Source organism: Streptomyces griseofuscus, from assembly GCF_014673495.1.
Classification (GTDB): domain Bacteria; phylum Actinomycetota; class Actinomycetes; order Streptomycetales; family Streptomycetaceae; genus Streptomyces; species Streptomyces murinus.
In genome coordinates this window covers 8,140,528-8,159,853 of record NZ_CP051006.1, presented here as the reverse complement: position 1 = coordinate 8,159,853, position 19,326 = coordinate 8,140,528, and the positions used below count along the sequence as shown (strand labels likewise).

12 protein-coding genes and 1 pseudogene are annotated in these 19,326 nt (G+C 71.5%); 3 read left to right on the top strand and 10 right to left on the bottom strand.

Going from position 1 to position 19,326, the window contains the following annotated elements; translation table 11 throughout:
- The first annotated feature begins 25 nt into the window (after window positions 1-25).
- Together HEP81_RS37000 and HEP81_RS41885 are read left to right on the top strand one after the other, a co-directional pair.
- On the top strand, window positions 26-748 hold the full coding sequence (locus HEP81_RS37000; protein WP_078967621.1) for a respiratory nitrate reductase subunit gamma: 723 nt from the start codon (window positions 26-28) through the stop codon (window positions 746-748).
- A gap of 27 nt (window positions 749-775) precedes the next feature.
- Window positions 776-1,034 (top strand): annotated as a pseudogene (locus tag HEP81_RS41885) (cupin domain-containing protein); the annotation flags it as partial.
- A gap of 24 nt (window positions 1,035-1,058) precedes the next feature.
- Here HEP81_RS41885 and gap read toward each other — a convergent pair.
- The 10 genes from gap to HEP81_RS36950 all read right to left on the bottom strand — a co-directional run bounded on the left by gap (window position 1,059) and on the right by HEP81_RS36950 (window position 16,798).
- A complete protein-coding gene (gap, locus tag HEP81_RS36995; RefSeq protein ID WP_037661223.1) occupies window positions 1,059-2,057 on the bottom strand; it encodes a type I glyceraldehyde-3-phosphate dehydrogenase in 999 nt (332 codons plus the stop codon).
- 118 nt (window positions 2,058-2,175) lie between these two features.
- Window positions 2,176-3,132 (bottom strand): GlxA family transcriptional regulator, encoded by a 957-nt coding sequence (locus HEP81_RS36990; RefSeq protein WP_037661225.1) that lies wholly within the window; start codon window positions 3,130-3,132, stop codon window positions 2,176-2,178.
- A gap of 55 nt (window positions 3,133-3,187) precedes the next feature.
- Complete coding sequence (locus HEP81_RS36985; RefSeq protein WP_037661228.1) at window positions 3,188-3,676, bottom strand: hypothetical protein; 489 nt, start codon at window positions 3,674-3,676, stop codon at window positions 3,188-3,190.
- Window positions 3,677-3,758: 82 nt separating this feature from the next.
- The gene (locus tag HEP81_RS36980; protein ID WP_387901970.1) at window positions 3,759-6,203 is read right to left on the bottom strand and encodes a SpoIIE family protein phosphatase; all 2,445 of its coding nucleotides are present in this window, start codon (window positions 6,201-6,203) and stop codon (window positions 3,759-3,761) included.
- Between the two features lie 56 nt (window positions 6,204-6,259).
- On the bottom strand, window positions 6,260-10,516 hold the full coding sequence (locus HEP81_RS36975) for a HAMP domain-containing protein (RefSeq protein ID WP_154823918.1): 4,257 nt from the start codon (window positions 10,514-10,516) through the stop codon (window positions 6,260-6,262).
- Window positions 10,517-10,810: 294 nt separating this feature from the next.
- Entirely contained in the window at window positions 10,811-11,827 is a 1,017-nt protein-coding gene (locus HEP81_RS36970) for a LacI family DNA-binding transcriptional regulator (protein ID WP_037661232.1), read from the bottom strand.
- A gap of 26 nt (window positions 11,828-11,853) precedes the next feature.
- Entirely contained in the window at window positions 11,854-12,870 is a 1,017-nt protein-coding gene (locus tag HEP81_RS36965; protein WP_037661235.1) for an ABC transporter permease, read from the bottom strand.
- Window positions 12,867-13,835, bottom strand: coding sequence for an ABC transporter permease (locus tag HEP81_RS36960; protein ID WP_037661237.1), 969 nt, complete (start codon window positions 13,833-13,835; stop codon window positions 12,867-12,869). Before HEP81_RS36960 ends, HEP81_RS36965 begins: the two co-directional genes overlap by 4 nt.
- Window positions 13,832-15,541 carry a sugar ABC transporter ATP-binding protein gene (locus tag HEP81_RS36955; protein ID WP_037661239.1) on the bottom strand — a complete coding sequence of 570 codons (1,710 nt, stop codon included), beginning with the start codon at window positions 15,539-15,541 and terminating at the stop codon, window positions 13,832-13,834. The genes HEP81_RS36960 and HEP81_RS36955 overlap by 4 nt, the downstream gene beginning before the upstream one ends.
- Window positions 15,542-15,679: 138 nt before the next feature.
- On the bottom strand, window positions 15,680-16,798 hold the full coding sequence (locus HEP81_RS36950; protein WP_037661241.1) for an ABC transporter substrate-binding protein: 1,119 nt from the start codon (window positions 16,796-16,798) through the stop codon (window positions 15,680-15,682).
- 482 nt (window positions 16,799-17,280) lie between these two features.
- Between HEP81_RS36950 and HEP81_RS36945 the strand changes: the two genes are divergently transcribed.
- Window positions 17,281-19,173, top strand: coding sequence for an arabinofuranosidase catalytic domain-containing protein (locus HEP81_RS36945; protein WP_207748336.1), 1,893 nt, complete (start codon window positions 17,281-17,283; stop codon window positions 19,171-19,173).
- Window positions 19,174-19,326 lie beyond the last annotated feature (153 nt).

Sequence of the window (19,326 nt, the reverse complement as noted above, 5' to 3'; positions counted from 1 at the left end):
GGTTCCGTTCGGCCAGCGGCAGCGCATGGTGAGCACCGACCGGGCCGATGTCGCGGCCGAGCGGTTGACGCGCGCGGCGCCGTACTTCAATTCCCGGCCGTCAGTCGGCCGACCGGCGGGTGCTGTTGCGCGAGGGCGGCCGGGCGGCGGACGAGGTCCACCGGCAGCGGCGGCGCCACGGCCGAAAGCTGCGCTCCGCCCACGGGGTCAACCGCACCGGGTCATCCCGGAGTCGTTCACCCGGTGGCTCGGCATGGCGGAGCACGCCTACCGGCTGCTGTCCGCCATCGGCGGCACGGTCGCCGCGCTGGTGATGCTTCTCGGCGTGGTGATCCCCGCCTTCCGCCGCACCGCCGTGCCCCGGGTACAGGCCACCACCGGCCCGGTCGACTGGGCGGCCCTGGTCCTGCCGGCGATCGTCCTCGTGCTCGGCATCATCCCGACGATGGGCGTCAACCACTTCGGCTACGGCTACCGGCAGAGCGTGGCGCTGTGGTTCCGCGGTCTGTCCGCCGAGAACCCGGGCGTCGCCGTGATCTGCCACGCTCCGCTGATCCACCGGATCCACGCCCCCGCTGCCTGGGCCATCCTCGCGGTGTGGCCCTTGGCCCGGCTGGTGCACGCCTGGAGCGTTCCACTGTGGTACCTGTGGCGGCCGTACGTCCTCTATCGCGGCCGGGCCCCCGCGCATCCGGCCGGGCCGGGCACCGGCGGACACCGCCGGCGCCGTATCGGCGTGCGCCACTGACCATCCTCCGACACGGAAAGCGCAACCGCGGCCTCCTCCACGGGCCGCAGTGCCGAGACCCTCTGCGGCGGCCACGAGCACACCCTGCGCCAGACCCTGATCGCCCTGCGCGCCGGCACCACCCTGTCCGAGCACGAGAACCCCGGGGAGGTCACGGTTCTCGTGCTGCGCGGGCGGGTACGGCTGCGCAGCGGCGACGAGAGCTGGGAGGGCACCGCCGGCCCGGCACAGCCTGGAGGCCCTGGAGGACGCGGCGACGCTGCTGACGGTCGTCAAGGCCGGGTGAGGCGGGAGGTGTCCCGGTGACCGGTCAGCTGCCGGCGAGCAGGTCGAGGGTGTCGATCACCCGGTTCGAGAAGCCCCACTCGTTGTCGTACCACGCGACGACCTTGATGTGGCGGCCGTCGACGCGGGTGAGGGCCGAGTCGAAGATCGAGGAGGCGGGGTTGCCGGTGATGTCGGAGGAGACGAGCGGGTCCTCGGAGTATTCGAGGACACCGGCGAGGGGGCCCTGCGCCGCGGCGCGGTAGGCCGCCAGCACCTCGTCGCGGGTGACGTCGCGGGCGACGGTGGTGTTGAGTTCGACGATCGAGCCCACCGGCACCGGGACGCGGATCGAGTCGCCCGACAGCTTGCCTTCGAGGTTCGGCAGGACCAGGCCGATCGCCTTGGCGGCGCCGGTCGTGGTCGGCACGATGTTGACGCCGGCGGCACGGGCGCGGCGGGCGTCGCGGTGCGGACCGTCCTGGAGGTTCTGCTCCTGGGTGTAGGCGTGCACCGTGGTCATGAACCCGTGCTCGATACCGGCGAGTTCATCGAGGACGGCGGCCAGCGGCGCCAGCGCGTTCGTGGTGCAGGAGGCGTTCGAGACGATCGTGTGCACGGCCGGGTCGTAGGCGTCGGTGTTGACGCCGAACGCGAGGGTGACGTCGGCGCCGTCGGACGGGGCGCTGACGAGCACCTTCTTCGCGCCCGCGTCGAGGTGGGCGCGGGCGGCCTTCGCCGAGGTGAAGCGGCCGGTGGCCTCCAGGACGATGTCGACGCCGAGTTCGGCCCAGGGTAGCTGCGCCGGCTCGCGCTCGGCCAGCACCCTGATGCGACGGCCGTCGACCACGAGGGTGTCGCCGTCCGCGGTGACCGGGCGCCCGAGCCGGCCGGCCGTGCTGTCGTAGGCGAGCAGCCGGGCGAGGGTGGCGGGCTCCGTCAGGTCGTTGACGGCGACGACCTCCAGAGCGCTGTCCCGTTCGAGCAGCGCGCGCAGCACATTGCGTCCGATGCGGCCGAACCCGTTGATGGCGATGCGAGTCATGTGTGGTGTCCCTTCCGTTCCCCACCAGGCTCGCGCGCGGTGCGCGCCGCTGACAGTGGCGGGATCGCCATGGTTCAAAAGGATCCCGCCATATCCCGGCAGGGTGCCGCCGGGTGGGTCACTCGCCCCGGGTGAAGGTGCGCCGGTACTCGCTGGGGGTGGTGCCGAGGATGCGCTGGAAGTGCAGGCGCAGGTTGGCGCCGGTGCCGAGACCGACATCGGCGGCGATCTGTTCGACCCCGCGCTGGGAGCGTTCGAGCAGTTCGCGGGCCAGATCGATACGGGCGCGCATCACCCACTGCATCGGCGTGTAGCCGGTCTCCTCGACGAAGCGCCGGGAGAACGTGCGCGGCGAGACCCCGGCCTGCCGCGCCAGGGTGTCGAGGGTGAGGGGCTCGCCGAGCCGGCGCAGCGCCCACTCGCGGGTGGCGCCGAAGCGTTCGCCGTGCGGCTCGGGGACGCTGCGCGGCACGTACTGGGCCTGGCCGCCGCTGCGGTAGGGGGCGGCGACCAGGCGCCGGGCCGCGTGGTTGGATGCGGCCACTCCGACGTCGCCGCGCAGGATGTGCAGGCACAGGTCGATACCGGAGGCGGCGCCGGCCGAGGTGAGGACGCTGCCCTCGTCCACGAAGAGCACGTTCTCGTCGACCCGGACGAGCGGATGCCGGGTCGCGAGGGCCTGTGTGTAGTGCCAGTGCGTCGTGGCGCGCCTGCCGTCGAGCAGTCCGGTGGCGGCGAGCGCGAAGGCCCCCGTCGAGATGGCCGCGAGCCGCGCGCCCCGCTCGTGCGCGGCGATCAGCGCGTCGACGACAGCGCGCGGCGGGTCCTCGCGGTCCGGGAACCGGTACCCGGGCACGAACACGATGTCGGCCCAGGCGAGCGCGTCCAGGCCATGGGCGACGTAGTACGCCAGCCCGTCGCCCCCGGCCACGAGGCCGGGCGCCGCCCCGCAGACCCTCACCTCGTACGGCATGCTCGCGCGGGTCGTGAACACCTGCGCGGGAATCCCGACATCGAGCGGCTTCGCGCCTTCGAGGACAAGGACGGCGACACGATGCAGACGGGGGGCGGACACAGGAAGAGGGTACGTGGGGGACGGCCTCGGTACGCCCAGGTGGTGACGCCCGTGGTCATCGGGGCAGGCCGGCCTCGGCCGCCCGGCGCAGGACGTCACCGCAGGTGGGGGCGCGTTCGGCGAGTACGACCAGCGCATGGCGCACTTCCGTGCCCAGTCGGCAGAGCTGGAGGCCGGACCGGTGACCCGCGTAGGTGTACAGGCGGAAGAGTTCGACGGCCTGTCCCTCGCGGGCGTCGACGAAGGTGTCCGGGAGCCCGGCGAGCAGTTCGAAGTCGCGCTTGCCGGTCGCGGCCTCGGCCACGGCGAGAAGGGACAGGCCGTCGAACTCCGCGACGGACAGGGAGGCGTCGAGCGCGACAGCGTGGGCGGCCAGGACCCCGAAGATCTCGATCAGCCGCTCCCCCACCGCCGTGTCGATCTCCCAGTCCCGCAGCCGCTCATGACGGCGGGACCGACGCCATGGCTCCTGGTCCACCAGCGGCAGCAGGACGCTCGCCAGGTACGCGCACCGACGCCACACCATGTCCTGGTCCGAGGTCATGAGCGATCCTCCCGCCGGTGAGCGGAGGCGTCCATGGGTTCGTCGTCACGAATCCGCCCGGTGTGGCGTCGCGGCGCGGCCCTCAGTCCACCCTGATGCCCACGATGCATGTGTCGTCGTCGGTGTCCGACCTGCTGTACGTGAGCAGTCTGTCCAGTTGCTTGTCCAGGGTGCGGGGGCCCGAACTGGCGGTGTGCAGGAGGTGGGTGAGGGATTCCTCGACCGAGCGGTCGCGGCGTTCGATCAGGCCGTCGGTGTACATGAGGAGGGTGTCGCCGGCGGCCAGCCGGAGTTCGGTCTCCTCGTAGACCGCCTCCGGGAGGGCGCCCAGCAGGAGCCCCTTGAGGGTGGGGAGGGGGGTGGCCTTCTGGTCGCGGACCAGGACGGGGGGCAGATGACCGGCCCGGGCCCAGCGCAGGGTGCGGTTCTCGCTGTCGTACAGGCCGCAGACGGCGGTCGCGGTGACGGCGCCCGTCAGATGATGGGCGACGATGTTCAGCCAGGACAGCAGCTGTGCCGGTCCTGCTCCGGTGACGGCGAGGCCGCGCAGCGCGTTGCGCAGGACGACCATGCTGGTGGCCGCCTCGATACCGTGCCCGGCGACGTCACCGACACACAGCAGGACGAGTCCCGAGGGCAGCACCACGGCGTCGTACCAGTCACCGCCGACCAGATGCTCGGTCTCGGCCGGCCGGTAGCGGACCGCCACCTGGAGGCTGGGCACGCGCAGCGGTGCCTGGGCCGGGGGCATGATCGCGTGCTGGAGCTGGAGGGTGAGCCGGTTGCGTTCGGCGGCCTGCTGCTCGGTGTGGGCGAGCTGGTCGCGGGTCGCGGCGAGGGCGACCTCGGTCCAGTGCTGGGCGGAGATGTCCTGATAGGCACCGCGCACGCCGAACAGCTGGCCGTCGGTGTCGAGGACCGGTTCGGCGACCAGGCGCATGTGCCGGGAGACGCCGTCCGGCCGCAGCAACCGGAACGCCGCCGAGGCAGGCCGGTGATGGTGCAGCAGGGTGCGCAGGAACCGCCCGATCTGGACGGCGTCGTCCGGGTGGGAGTACGCGGGCAGCTCCTCCAGGGCGACCGGGGAGCTGGTGGCCGGGCGGCCGTAGAGGCTGAACATCTGGCCGTTCCAGGTGATCTCACCGGTCAGCAGGTTCTCCTCGAAGCCGCCGATCCGGCCGAGCCGCTGGGCGTGCTGGAGCAGGCTGGCCAGGCGCGCGGTCTCGTCCTCGATGCGCCAGATGAGCAGCAGTCCGGCGCCGTGGCGGCTGATGCTGATGTCGGCGACCGCGGAGAGCGAGACCTGGTCGACCAGCGCGGTGAGCCGTACCCGCTGGGCGCGGAACGGCTCGCCGGTGGCGTAGACCCGCTCCACGCGCTGGAACAGCTCGCTGGTGCCGGCCGCCATCGGGTACGCCTCCAGCAGCAGGGCGCCGCCGATGACGGCCCGCGGCCGGCCCGCCGGGTCGAGGAAGCGGTCGTTGACGTGCTGGATGCGGAAGTCGAGGAGCCGGCCCGCGTCGTCGAGGTGCGGCACCAGCACCAGGGTCGGGTCGTGCAGTCCGTCCGCGAGGTCCATCAGCTCCGCCACGTCCGGCATGACCCGGGATTCCGGGCGGGGCACGGCGGAGGGCACGAAGTCGTCCAGGGTGTGGGCGCACAGTTCGGCGAGTGTCTCCACCTGGCGCAGCACCGGGCGCGGCAGCGGCTCCTCGGGTTTGGGCCAGGCGATCTCCAGGACGCCGTGGATACGGCCGCCCGCACCGGCGGGTACGGCGATCCGGGCGCCGTCGGCGTAGTCGCGCCGGCCGATGGTGGGCAGCCCGGACTCGGCGAGCGAGGGCAGCCACTGTCCGCCGGGCTCGGTCAGGCCCCGGCGGGCCACCGTGGCCACGTCCGGCGGGACGTAGCACCAGCGGGCCGCCTCGGCCGGGGTGAAACCCGCGCTGCCGGCGAGGGTCAGCGAACCGTCCGAGCCGGCCGCCCAGATGGCCACGGCGACGGCGCCGAGCGGACGCAGCGCGTGTTCGAGCAGGGAGGCGGCCATCGCCTCGGCGTCGTCGGCGGCCAGCACCCCGCTCTCGGCGGCGCGCAGCCGTACGGCGGCGGAGTCCTCGTCCGTTCCGCCCGGGTCGGCGGTCGTGGAGAGGAACGCCTCGGTCACCTCGGCGACCCGGTCCCTGGCCGCCTGGTTGATGACGTCCACCGCGAGTTCCAGCGGTGTCACCTGTGCCTGCTCGGTCAGTTCGGCGAGCTGCCGGGCGGCCTGGGCGGGCCCGCAGCCGAGGCGTTCGACCAGGATGCCCTTGGCGAGCTCGATCAGTGCCCGGCCCTCGGCCTCGGCCTGCGCGGTCCGCACCTCGCGGCGCAACCGCTCCACGGTGGCGGCGAGCCTGCCCACCGGGGAGTTCGCGGGCACGTCGGCCACCGCCGCCGCGTCCACCGGGGGCAGCGGGGCGGGCTGGGTCGGTACACCGTTCGGCGTGTCGAACGGTGTACCGGGGTCGGCGGACGGCTGGATGTTCACCGGACGGGTACTCCTCGGCCTGCGGAAGGACGGTTGCGCGGTGTCGTCGTCCGGCTTCATGCGGGCAGCCAGCGTCGGACGCAGGCGATGAGGTCGCGGGTGTCCACGGGTTTCGTGACGTAGTCGCTGGCGCCGGAGGCGAGGCTCTTCTCCCGGTCGCCCTGCATCGCCTTCGCGGTGACGGCGATCACCGGCAGGTCCGTGTACCGCGGCATGCTGCGGATCTCGGCGGTGGCGGCGTAGCCGTCCATCTCGGGCATCATCACGTCCATCAGGACGAGTTCGATGTCCGGGTTGTTCAGCAGCGTCTCGATGCCCTTGCGGCCGTTCTCCGCGTGCAGGACGCGGAAGCCGTGCAGTTCGAGGATGCCGCTGAGCGCGAAGAGGTTGCGCGCGTCGTCGTCGACGACGAGGACGGTACGGCCGCGGGTGTGCTCGTCCACCAGGTCCGGGGTGTGCTGGAGTTCCTCGCCGCGGACGAAGGTGAGCACCTCGCCGGGCTCCTCGGCGGACAGATGTAGGGCGATCCGCTCCCGCAGCTCGTCCAGGCTGGAGAGGTACTCGAGCGAACCGCCCGGTTCCGCCTCCGGGTACTCGGCGCGGTGGGAGCCGTTGTGCACCAGGACGGGGACGCCGGCGAGGGCGGAGTCGCCGTGCAGCGCCTCCAGGAACCGGGCCGACTCCCCGTCGGGGGCGCCCAGTTCGACGACGACGCAGTGGCAGGGTTCGGCGGCGAGGGCGCCGGCCGCCTCCTGGGCGCCGACCGCGGTGATGATGTCGACGGGGACGCCGTCGGCGCGGCCGTGGTCGAGGTCGCCCACGACGCTCTCGGCGACCAGGGTGAGCAGGCCGCGCGGACGCTCCTCCACGACGAGCAGCCTGCGGGCACGCTGCCGTTTGGCGGAGGCCAGGGACGGCGCCGCCTTGAGCTCGCGCGGGGCCGTCGCGTCCGGGTGCTCCTGTTCGGCCGGTTCGGCGGTGCCGCGGACGCCGCGCAGGTGGTCGTCGAAGTCGGGTCTGGCCACGGGCAGGAAGAGGGTGAAGGTGCTGCCCTTGCCCGGTGTGCTGTCGACGGTGACGGCGCCGCCGAGCAGATGGGCGATCTCCCGGGTGATGGACAGGCCGAGCCCGGTGCCGCCGTACTTGCGGCTGGTGGTGCCGTCCGCCTGCTGGAACGCGCCGAAGATGCTCTCCAGTTGCTGTTCCGGGATGCCGATGCCGGTGTCCTTGACCCGGAAGGCGACCACCGCGCCGCCGCGGACCACGGCGCGCGGTACCTCGTCGTCGGCGGCGGGTTCGACGCGCAGTTCGACCCCGCCCTGTTCGGTGAACTTCACCGCGTTGGACAGCAGGTTGCGCAGGATCTGGCGGAGCCGGGAGTCGTCGGTGAGCAGGTCGGCGGGTGCGCCGGCCGACGTGGTCACGGTGAACCCGAGGCTCTTCTGCGAGGTCATCGGGCGGAAGGTGGCCTCGACGTACTCGATGAGCTGGCGCAGCGGGACCCGCTCCGGGGTGACGTCCATCTTGCCCGCCTCGACCTTGGACAGGTCGAGGATGTCGTTGATCAGCTGGAGCAGGTCGGAGCCCGCCGAGTGGATGATGCCCGCGTACTCGACCTGCTTCGGGGTGAGGTTGCGGGAGGGGTTCTGGGCGAGCAACTGGGCCAGGATGAGCAGGCTGTTGAGCGGGGTGCGCAGCTCATGGCTCATGTTGGCGAGGAACTCGGACTTGTACTTGGAGGCGAGCGACAACTGCTGGGCGCGTGCCTCCAGTTCCTGCCGGGCCTGCTCGATCTGGAGGTTCTTGCCCTCGATGTCGCGGTTCTGCTCGGCGAGCAGCGAGGCCTTCTCCTCCAGTTCGGCGTTCGAGCGCTGGAGTTCCTCCTGCTGGGCCTGCAACTCGGCGGAGCGGGCCTGGAGTTCGCTGGTCAGCCGCTGGGACTCCTGGAGCAGTTCATCGGTGCGGGCGTTGGCGACGATCGTGTTGACGTTGACACCGATGGTGTCCACGAGCTGCTGGAGGAAGTCCCGCTGCACGGTGGTGAACCGGGTGACGGAGGCCAGTTCGATGACGCCGAGCACCTGCTCCTCGAAGAGGATGGGCAGCAGCAGCAGCGCGGTGGGCTCGATCTGTCCGAGGCCGGAGGAGATGGTGACGTACCGGGGCGGCAGCTCGTCCACCGCGATCGTACGGCGGCTGCGCGCGGCCTGGCCGACCAGGGAGCGGCCGAAGGAGATCCGCTCGGGGCGCTCGTCGTCGTCGGGGCGGCCGTAGTCGCCGACCAACCGCAGCTGGGGGCCGGATTCGGCGTCCTCCGCGAGGTAGAAGGCGCCGTACTGGGCGGACACCTGGGGCACCAGCTCGTCCATGATCAGTTCGGCCACGACGCGCAGGTCGCGGTGGCCCTGCATCAGGCCGGAGATCCGGGCGAGGTTGGTCTTGAGCCAGTCCTGTTCCTGGTTGGCCCGGGTGGTCTCGCGCAGCGACTCCACCATGGAGTTGATGTTGTCCTTGAGGTCGGCGACCTCGCCGGAGGCGTCGACGGTGATGGAGCGGGTCAGGTCGCCCTCGGCGACGGCGCTGGCGACGTCGGCGATGGCGCGGACCTGCCGGGTGAGGTTCCCGGCGAGTTCGTTGACGTTCTCGGTGAGCCGCTTCCAGGTGCCGGAGACGCCCTCGACCTCGGCCTGGCCGCCGAGCCGGCCCTCGGTGCCGACCTCGCGGGCGACTCGGGTGACCTCGTCGGCGAACGCGGACAGCTGGTCCACCATCGTGTTGATGGTCGTCTTCAGTTCGAGGATCTCGCCGCGCGCGTCGACGTCGATCTTCTTCGACAGGTCGCCCTTGGCCACGGCGGTGGTCACCAGCGCGATGTTGCGCACCTGGCCGGTGAGGTTGTTGGCCATGGAGTTGACGTTGTCGGTGAGGTCCTTCCAGGTGCCGGCCACGTTGGGCACATGGGCCTGGCCGCCGAGACGGCCCTCGGTGCCCACCTCGCGGGCGACACGGGTCACCTCGTCCGCGAACGCCGAGAGGGTGTCGACCATGGTGTTGATGACATCGGCGAGCGCGGCGACCTCGCCCTTGGCCTCCACCATGATCTTCTGCGAGAGGTCGCCCTTGGCGACGGCCGTGGCGACCTGGGTGATGGAGCGGACCTGGCCGGTGAGGTTGGAGGCCATCACATTGACGTTGTCGGTGAGGTCCTTCCAGGTGCCGGCGACTCCCCGCACCTGCGCCTGACCGCCGAGACGGCCCTCGGTGCCCACCTCACGGGCGACGCGCGTCACCTCGTCCGCGAACGCGGAGAGCTGGTCCACCATCGTGTTGATGGTGCTCTTCAGCTCCAGGATCTCGCCCCGGGCATCCACCGTGATCTTCTGCGACAGATCACCCTGCGCCACCGCGGTGGCCACCTGGGCGACGTTGCGTACCTGGTTGGTCAGGTTTCCGGCCATGAAATTGACCGAATCCGTGAGGTCCCGCCAGGTCCCCTTCACGCCCTTGACGTCGGCCTGGCCGCCGAGGCGGCCCTCGGTGCCGACCTCACGGGCGACACGGGTCACCTCGTCCGCGAACGCGGAGAGCTGGTCCACCATCGTGTTGATGGTGCTCTTCAGCTCCAGGATCTCGCCCCGGGCATCCACCGTGATCTTCTGCGACAGATCACCCTGCGCGACGGCCGTCGTCACCTGGGCGACGTTACGCACCTGGGCGGTGAGGTTTCCGGCCATGAAATTGACCGAATCCGTGAGGTCGCGCCAGACGCCGGCGACACCCGGGACCTGCGCCTGACCGCCGAGCCGGCCCTCGGTGCCCACCTCACGGGCGACGCGCGTCACCTCGTCGGCGAAGGCGGAGAGCTGGTCGACCATCGTGTTGACGGTCTCCTTCAGCTGAAGGATCTCGCCGCGCGCCGGGACGTCGATCTTCTGCGACAGATCACCCTTGGCGACCGCGGTGGCCACCTGGGCGATGTCGCGGACCTGGGTGGTGAGGTTGCCCGCCATCGCGTTGACCGAGTCGGTCAGATCGGCCCAGGTGCCCGAGACCCCCGGGACCTGTGCCTGGCCGCCGAGGGTGCCCTCGGTGCCCACCTCGCGGGCCACGCGGGTGACTTCGGAGGTGAACACGGAGAGCTGGTCGACCATGCCGTTGAAGACGGTGGCGATGTCGCCCATGAGCCCCGGGGAGTCGTCCGGCAGCCGGGTGCCGAAGTCTCCGTCCCGGACCGCGGTCAATCCCGCGAGCAGCCTTCTCAGTTCCTCGTCGCCCGGTACCACGTCGGTCGTCCCGGTCGCCTTGCCGGCCATGCGCGCCTCAATTCCGCACCCCAAGGAGCCCTCGGTGGGGGAGGGCTCGGAACCATCGCCGGGCACGCGGCCTGACCCGGCGGTTCACATGTGCATTTCCCCAGTTCACGGATTTACACGAGGGAAAATACGCCGCAGGTTAACCCAGTCCCCCGGCCTCGCACAAAAGCCGCCGCCGACCCCGGACGGTCAGGGAATCGATCGGCGGCCGGACGGGTACGGCCGCGGTCCGGGCCGCCGTGAGCCGGGCGTGGCGGCGCCGGCAGGGCGGGCCGGGGTGTGCCGGGAGCCGCCTCAGCCGCGCCGCTCCACCGTCGACTCCCGCACCACGAGTTCGAAGCCCGGCAGGATGCGGCGGGGAACCGGTGCGGTGCGGGCGGCGATGCGTTCCACGACACAGTCGACGGCGATCTGGGCGATGGCGCGTTTGTCGGGGGCGATGGTGGTCAGGGCGACGGCCGCGTAGCGGGCCTCCTCGATGTCGTCGAAGCCGGCGACCGCGATGTCCTGGGGGACGCGCAGTCCGCGTCGGGCCAGGACCCGCATGGCGCCGAGGGCGACGAGGTCGTTGAAGGCGAAGACGGCGTCCGGCCGTTCGCCGCGGTCCAGGAGGGCGGCCATGGCCACGGCGCCGTCCTGGCGGTCGTACCCGTCGGTGGCCATGACCAGCGGTTCGGGTGGCCGCAGACCGGCGGCGGTGTGCGCCTCGCGCCATCCTCGCAGCCGCAGATGCGCGGGTTCCCGCGCGCTCTCGTGGCGGGCACCGAGGAAGGCCACCCGGCGGCGGCCGGTGTCGAGGAGGTGCTGCACCGCGGCGCGGGCCGCCGCCACGTTGTCGATGGCGATGTGGTCGAAGGGTGCGTCGTACTCACGCTCCCCGAGGAGCACCAGGGGCGAGGTGTCCGTGCGGCCGAGCAGGTCTTCGGTCGCCATCCGGATCGGGCTGAGGATGAGGCCGTCGATGATCTGCGCGCGAAAGCCCTGGCAGACCAGGATCTCCTTCTCCCGCAGTCCCGCCGTGTGGTCGAGCAGCACGGTGTAGTCGTGCCGGGCGGCCGCGTCGATGACGGCTCCGGCCACCTCGGAGAAGTACGGGTTGCCCAGCTCGGGGACGGCCAGCGCGATGATGCCGGTGCGGCCGTTGCGCAGATGGCGGGCGACGAGGTTGGGCCGGTAGCCGAGTTCGTCGATGGCCCGCTGCACCCGGGCCCGGGTGCGGGGGGAGACATGGACATAGTTGTTCACGACGTTCGACACAGTCTTGACGGAAACCCCGGCGCGCTGTGCGACGTCCTTCAGGCTGACGCCCACGGGACTCCTTCGGTAGGTCGGCGGCGTCAGTCCGTCTGCCGGGTGCGGCTGAGCAGGGTCTGGACGAGGACCACGACGGCCAGGAACGCGCCGTTGACCGTGTCGGTGAACGCGGAGCCGTACTGGGAGAAGTAGTGGTCGATCAGGTTGTGGATGACGGCCAGCACCAGTACGCCGCTCGCCGTGCCGCCGATGGAGCCGCTGCCGCCGGTCAGCAGCGTGCCGCCGATCACCACCGAGGCGATCGCGGTGAGTTCGTAGCCCACGCCGATGGTGGTGACGCCGGAACCGAGGCGGGCGCTGCCGAGGGCGCCGGCGGTCGCGGCGAGGGTGGCGGACAGGACGTAGACGAGGACCTTGGTGCGGGCCACGGGGAGCCCCATGAGGGTGGCGGCGTTCTCGTTGCCGCCCAGCGCGGTGACCGTGGCGCCGAAGCGGGTGCGGGTGAGCAGCAGCGCGCCGCTCCCGAACAGGGCCGCCACGAGGAGGACCGGCACCCAGGTGCCGTCGCCCAGGCGGCGGAAGGCGGAGTCGGCGGGGACGAGATAGGTGGTGGCGCCCTCGTTCGTCAGCGCCTGGAGCAGGCCGCGCGCGCCGAGCAGTCCGGCGAGGGTGACGATGAAGGGCGCCATCCGGGCACGGGCGACGAGCAGTCCCTGCGCGGTGCCCCAGAGCGCGCCGACCGCCAGGGGCAGGACGACGGCGAGCCAGGTGCCGCCGGTGTGCGCGCCGTAGGCGCCGAGCACCCCGCCGAGCGCGTACACGGATCCCACGGACAGGTCGATGCCGCCGGTGAGGATCACGAAGGTCATGCCCAGGGCCAGCAGCCACACGAAGGCGTTGTTGCCGAGGATGCTGGAGATGTTGGACCAGGTGGGGAAGGTGGACGAGGTCGCGGAGGCGAGGGCGGCCATCAGCACCAGCACGGCCAGTGCGCCCCGGCGCTGGATGTGGGAGGCCAGGCGTTCGCGCAGGGCGGCCGGCTGCGCGGCGTCGGACGCCGGGCGCGGCAGCGTGGCGGGCCGCAGGGCGGAGGGTGTCATCGGGTACCCCGCTCCTGTGAGGCGTAGACCGCGAAGCAGATGATGACGGCCTCCACGAGTTGGGTGTACGACGTATGCACGTTGTGCTGGGTGAGGACGGCGGTGATGAGCTGCATGAACAGCGCGCCGGCCACGGTGCCGAGGACCCGGACCCGGCCGCCGGTGAGGGGGGTGCCGCCGACCACGACGGCGGTGATGGCGTTGAGCTCCATGTTCAGGCCCTGGTTGGCGGGGTCCGCCTCGGCGCCGTGCCCGACGATCATCGCGCCGGCGAGGGCGGCGAGGACGCCGGACAGGACGTAGACGGTGACGAGGACCCGGCGCACCGGCAGTCCGGCCAGCCTGCTCGCCCGGCGGTTGTCGCCGATGGCCACCAGCTGCCGGCCGAAGGTGGTCCGGCGTACCAGCAGCGCGGTCAGCACGGCGCACGCCCCGGCGATCCACGCCATGGCGGGGACCCCGGCGAACCCGTCCGAGCCGAGGCCCAGCAGCCCTGTGTCGGTGACCGGCTTGGCGGAGTTGCCGTTGATCAGTTCGGCGACGCCCCGCAGCCCGATCATCAGGGCGAGGGTGGCGACGATCGGCTGGATACGGGCGAGGGCGACCATGGTGCCGCCGACCGCGCCGCAGACCGCGCCGCAGACCAGGGCGATCAGCACCGCGAGCGGCGCGCCGTAGCCGAGGTAGAGGGGGACGACCGAGGCGGCGAGGGCGATGACGGCGCCGACCGAGAGGTCGACACCCTCCGTGCCGATGACCAGGGCCATGCCGAGGGCGACGATCAGGGTGGGGGCTACCTGGAAGAGCTGGATGCGGACGTTGCCCGCGGAGAGGAACGAGCCGTCCAGGGTGGCGGCCACGACGAACAGGACGAGCAGCGCGGCGTAGACGCCGTACGACTGGAGCAGGCGGGTCAGCCGCGCCCGGTCCAGCGGGCCGGGGGCGGCCCAGGCCGTGGGGGTCATCGGGGCTCCTCCTTCGTCACGGCCGGGGCGGTCGGGCGTCCTTGGGCCTGCGCCGGGTGGTCGTCGGGGTGCGGGGCGGGGGCTTCACCGCGCAGGTCCTCGCCGTCCAGGTCCTCGCCGCGCAGGTCTTCGGACGGCGGGGCGGCGGCGAGCGTGTCCAGCACGGTCTGCTCGGTGATCTCCTCGCCCCGGAGGTGGCCGACCGCGCGTCCGTCCTTGAGGACGACGAGCCGGTCCGAGCCCTCGATCAGTTCCTCCAGGTCCGAGGAGATCAGCAGCACCCCGAGTCCCTGTTCGGCGAGTTCGTCGATGAGTGCCTGCACCTCGGCCTTGGCGCCCACGTCGATGCCCCGGGTGGGTTCGTCCAGGAGCAGTACCTTGGGGTCCAGGCACAGCCAGCGGGCCAGCAGCACCTTCTGCTGGTTGCCGCCGGACAGGTCGCTGACCTTCTGGTCGGGGCCGGCCGCCTTGATGCGCAGGCGCTCCATGAAGAAGCGGACGATCTCGTCCTGTCTGGCCCCCGAGACCACCCCGGCGCGGGCGAGCCGGGGCAGCAGGGCCAGGGAGATGTTCTCCCGTACGGAGAGGTTGGGCAGGATGCCCTCGGTCTTGCGGTCCTCGGCGAGCATCACGACACCGGCCCTGATGGCGGCGGCCGGGCTCCGGCGGGCGAGGGGGACGCCGTCCACCTCGACGGTGCCGCCGTCGGTGGCGAGGGCGCCGGTGATCGCCTTCGCGGTCTCGCTGCGGCCCGCGCCGAGCAGCCCGCCGAGCCCGACGACCTCGCCGTGGTGGATGTCGAGGCCGACGTCGTGGACCTTGTGGCGGACCGTCAGGCCGGTGGCGCGCAGCACCGGAGCGGCCTCGTGCCCGCCGTCCCCGCCATGCTCGCCGTGCTGGCCGGTACCGAACGCCGTGGCGCCCTTGGCCCGCACGGTGGACATCTCCCGGCCGAGCATCAGCGAGATGAGCTTCAGCCGTTCCAGTCCGGCCATGTCGCCGGTGTGCACGACCGCGCCGTCGCGCAGCACGGTGACGCGGTCGCAGATCTCGTACAACTCGTCGAGGCGGTGGCTGACGTAGACGACGGCGATGCCCTGGCTCCGCAGGCCGCGGATCACCGAGAAGAGGGTCTCGACCTCGCGGGGTTCCAGCGAGGAGGTCGGTTCGTCCATCACGACCACGCGGGCGTCGGTCCGCACCGCGCGGGCCAGGGCCACCATCTGCTGGGCGCCGAGGCCGAGGCTGCCGAGCGGCCGGGTGACGTCCACGTCGACGCCGTAGCGCTTCAGCGTCTCGCGGGCGATGCGGTTGACGGCCCGTACGTCGACCAGGCCGAAGCGGCGCGGCTCGCGGCCCAGGCACAGATTGCGGGCCACCGACATCAGCGGGACGAGGTTCACCTCCTGGTAGATGGTGGAGATGCCGGCCGTCTGCGCCTCCAGGGGGTTGCGGAAGGCACGGTCCTCGCCCGCGAGGCGGACCCGCCCCGCGTCGGGCCGGTACACACCGGTCATCACCTTGATCAGCGTGGACTTTCCGGCGCCGTTCTCGCCGATGAGCGCGTGCACCTCACCGGGACGCAGCCGGAAGTCCACCCCGCGCAGGGCGTGGACGCCCGCGAAGCTCTTGTCCACCTCGGCGACTTCGAGGATCCAGTCGCTGCGAGGTGCCCGGCCCTGCTGGACCAACGTCTTCCTCCTCATGCGGGCCGCCGCCGGCAGCCGCCGTCCGTGCCGGGCCGGAGCCGTGGCGTCCTGGCCCCGGCCGGTCTGCCGATGGCCGTCCGCCGTCCGTCGTCGGCCATCGGTGACCGGTCACCGGTCACGGCCATCGGTCCTGGCTCAGTAGACGAGGCCCTGTTCGAGGGCCTGCTTGGCGTTGCCGGCGGTGAAGTGGCCGTCCTTGATGATCACCTTGGGCTGTACGCCGGTGGTGCCGTAGAAGTCCTGGAGCGCCTGGAAGGCCAGCGGGCCGAAGCGCGGGTTGGTCTCGATGTCGGAGACCATCTGACCGGCGCCGACGTTCTTGACGGCCTGTTCGATGCCGTCGATGGAGACGACCTTGACGTCCTTGCCGGGTGTCTTGCCCGCGGATCTGATGGCCTGGATCGCGCCGAGCGCCATCTCGTCGTTCTCGGCGTAGACGGCGTTGATGTCCGGGTGGGACTGGAGCAGTTGCTCCATGACCTTCTGGCCGTCGGTCTGGGCGAAGTTGCCGGTCTGGGAGGCGACGACCTTCATCTTCGGGTACTTCGCCCTGGCCCGGTCCTCGAAGCCCTTGGTCCGGTCGGTGGTGACGTTGTTGCCGGGGGTGCCGGTGAGGATGGCGACATGGGCGTCGCCGCCCCCGGTGACACCGGCGAGGTCGTCGGCCGCGAGCTGCGCCTGGTGGTAGAAGTCCGAGCCGATGAAGGCCATGAAGTCCGTGCAGGCGGTGCCGCCGACGGTGCGGTCGATGGTGAGCACGGGGATCTTGGCGGACTTGGCCTTGGCCAGGGCGGGGCCGAGCCCGTCGGAGTTCTCCGGCGCGACGATCAGGGCCTTGGCACCCTGCGCGATCATGTCCTCGATCTGCGAGTTCTGGGTGTTGACGTCCGCGTTGGCGTTGCGCTCGATGAGCTTGACGCCGAGCTTCTTGGCCTGCTGCTCGATGCTCTTGGTCTCGGTGGCGCGGAAGGGATTGCTGGTGGACTCCGACTGGGAGAAGCCCACGATCGTCCTGCCGCCGGTGAGGTCCAGCCGGGGAACGCCGCCGCCGTAGGTCTTGTAGGTGCAGCCGGGGCCCGCCGCCGAGGGTGAGGCGACCTGCTGGGAGGCGGCCGAGTCGTTGTCCGCGGCCGCCGAGGCATGCGAGTCGCCGCCGGAGGAGGAGTCCGACTTGGTGCATCCGGCGGCGGCCAGGCACAGGCCGGCGGTGAGCACTGCGGCGGTAAGGGCCTTGGCTCGGGAGGAGACGTTCACGCGCCGATCACATCCTCAACGATGCAACGAAGGGGCGGGGCTGAAGAGACGAGGCCACCTGGACCCTCGATCGCGGAGGGTGGTACGACAGGCGGGCTTTTCAACGTTGTAGACATTGAGGGAACGTCAAACCCGGTGTCAACCCGCGGTACTCAACTCTTCGAGCGGGGTCTTCCGTTCGCGTGAAGGGGGCTCGACGACGGCTCCCGAGCGCCCGAGGTCTTCGGTGGTCAGGCCATCGGCGCCGCCAACTCCCTTGTGAACAGCGGCTTTACGGCACGTCGTGGGAGCGTGGCCGGGTGTGCCGCCGGATTCGCGCACAGGGATGGACGCCCCCGCGGGAGCTGTGCTGTCATGTGGCGGATCCCGTTTACAACGTTGGTAGAGCCCGGCGCCGTGAGGGCGCCGAGCCGAGTGCGCCTGCCGCCGCCTCGGCAGGTCGAGCTCCATTCCCCCCTCTCCCCCAGCACCGGGAGCACACCATGCGCAGAGAAAAATCCACCGCAGGAGGCGGTCTCCGCCGCTCCGCGCGGCGGGCGCTCCTCCGTCCGCTGCGGCATCTGCTGTCCGCCGTCGCGGCGATCGGGCTCGTCCTCGGGGCCCTGATCGCCCTGCCGGGCGTCTCACAGGCGGCGGGCTCACTGCCGTGCGACATCTACGGCGCGGCCGGCACCCCCTGTGTCGCCGCGCACAGCACGACCCGCGCCCTGCTGTCCTCGTACGACGGCCCGCTGTACCAGGTCACGCGTGCCTCGGACGGGGCCCGCGCGGACATCGGGCTGCTGTCCGCGGGCGGTTACGCCAACGCCGGCCAGCAGGACACGTTCTGTCAGAACACCACCTGCCGGATCACCAAGGTCTACGACCAGACCTCGCGGCACAACGACCTGACCCCGGGCCCGGCCGGCACCTCCGGGATGGGCGCCGACCGCGGCGCCGACGCGAGTGAGATCGCGGTGACGGCGGGCGGGCACAAGGTGTACGGCATCTGGATCTCGCCGGGCGTCGGCTACCGCTACACCGGGGTGGCCTCCGGCGTCGCGGTCGACGGACAGCCCGAGGGCGCCTACATGGTGGCCAGCGGAACGCACGTGGGCTCCGACTGCTGCTTCGACTACGGCAACGCGGAGAGCACCCCGGCCGACACCGGCAACGGTCACATGGACGCCGTGTCCATCGCCACCACGTGCTACTTCGCGCCGTGCACCGGGTCGGGGCCGTGGATCGAGGCTGACATGGAGAACGGCATGTTCCAGGGCGACAACGGCTCCAACATCGCCAACCGGGGCAACAACAGCCCCTTCGTCACGGCCGTGTTGAAGAACGACGGGCAGACCAAGTACGCGCTCAAGGGGGGCAACTCCCAGTCGGGGGCGCTCAGTACATGGTGGGACGGCGGTCTGCCCACCCGCGCCGGCTACCGGCCCATGCATCAGGAGGGCGGCATCATCCTGGGCACGGGCGGTGACAACAGCAACTGGAACCGGGGGACCTTCTTCGAGGGCGTGATGGTCGCCGGCTACCCGACCGACGCCGCCGAGAACGCCGTCCAGTCGAACGTGGTCTCCGTCGGCTACTCCGGCGAGACGGATGTGCCCAACGGGCCGCAGGGCACGGTCACCGGGCCGGGCGGCAAGTGCGTGGACGTCGCCGCGGACGACACCGGCACCAACGGTACGGCCGTACAGCTGTGGGACTGCCAGAACTGGGCCGAGGACCAGCACTGGCAGCACAACGCCGACGGTTCCCTGAGCACGATCGGCCGGTGCCTGGACATCGAGGGCAACGGCACCGCGAACGGCGCCAAGGTCGAACTGTGGGACTGCAACGGCGTCGGCGGACAGAAATGGGTACAGCAGGCCGACGGATCGCTCCTCAACCCCCAGTCCGGCCGCTGCCTGGACTCCCCCAGCGGCGCGACCGCCAACGGCACCCGCCTCCAGATCTGGGACTGCAACGGCGCCGCCGCGCAGAAGTTCTCCGTCAACGGCGGTGCGCCGGTGGTCGGCACGGGGTCGAAGTGCGTCGACGTGGCCGCCGATGACAGCGGCGGCAACGGTACGGCCGTACAGCTGTGGGACTGCCAGTCCTGGGCCGTCGACCAGCACTGGTACCACAACGCCGACGGCTCGCTGCGCACCCTCGGCCGCTGCCTCGACATCAACGGCAACGGCACCGCGAACGGCGCCAAGGTCGAACTGTGGGACTGCAACGGCGTCGGCGGACAGAAATGGGTACAGCAGGCCGACGGATCGCTCCTCAACCCCCAGTCCGGCCGCTGCCTGGACTCCCCCAGCGGCGCGACCGCCAACGGCACCCGCCTCCAGATCTGGGACTGCAACGGATCCGCCGCGCAGAAGTTCAAGCTGAGCTGATGGACCGTCAAATCACCGTGTGACATGCGGCGTTCCAGGGGTGCGGGAGCCTGTCGTGGTTCCCGCACCCCCGTCCCGGTCTCCCGTCGGTGACCGGGCTTGCCAGGACGGAGCGGGGCCCCGTATAACGTTGGAAAACCGGCGTCGACCCTT

Coding starts and splice junctions, on each gene's coding strand:
- HEP81_RS37000 (WP_078967621.1), top strand. CDS start 26: ATGGTGAGCACCGACCGGGCCGATGTCGCGGCCGAGCGGTTGACGCGC.
- gap (WP_037661223.1), bottom strand. CDS start 2,057: ATGACTCGCATCGCCATCAACGGGTTCGGCCGCATCGGACGCAATGTG.
- HEP81_RS36985 (WP_037661228.1), bottom strand. CDS start 3,676: ATGACCTCGGACCAGGACATGGTGTGGCGTCGGTGCGCGTACCTGGCG.
- HEP81_RS36975 (WP_154823918.1), bottom strand. CDS start 10,516: ATGGCCGGCAAGGCGACCGGGACGACCGACGTGGTACCGGGCGACGAG.
- HEP81_RS36965 (WP_037661235.1), bottom strand. CDS start 12,870: ATGACACCCTCCGCCCTGCGGCCCGCCACGCTGCCGCGCCCGGCGTCC.
- HEP81_RS36960 (WP_037661237.1), bottom strand. CDS start 13,835: ATGACCCCCACGGCCTGGGCCGCCCCCGGCCCGCTGGACCGGGCGCGG.
- HEP81_RS36955 (WP_037661239.1), bottom strand. CDS start 15,541: ATGAGGAGGAAGACGTTGGTCCAGCAGGGCCGGGCACCTCGCAGCGAC.
- HEP81_RS36945 (WP_207748336.1), top strand. CDS start 17,281: ATGCGCAGAGAAAAATCCACCGCAGGAGGCGGTCTCCGCCGCTCCGCG.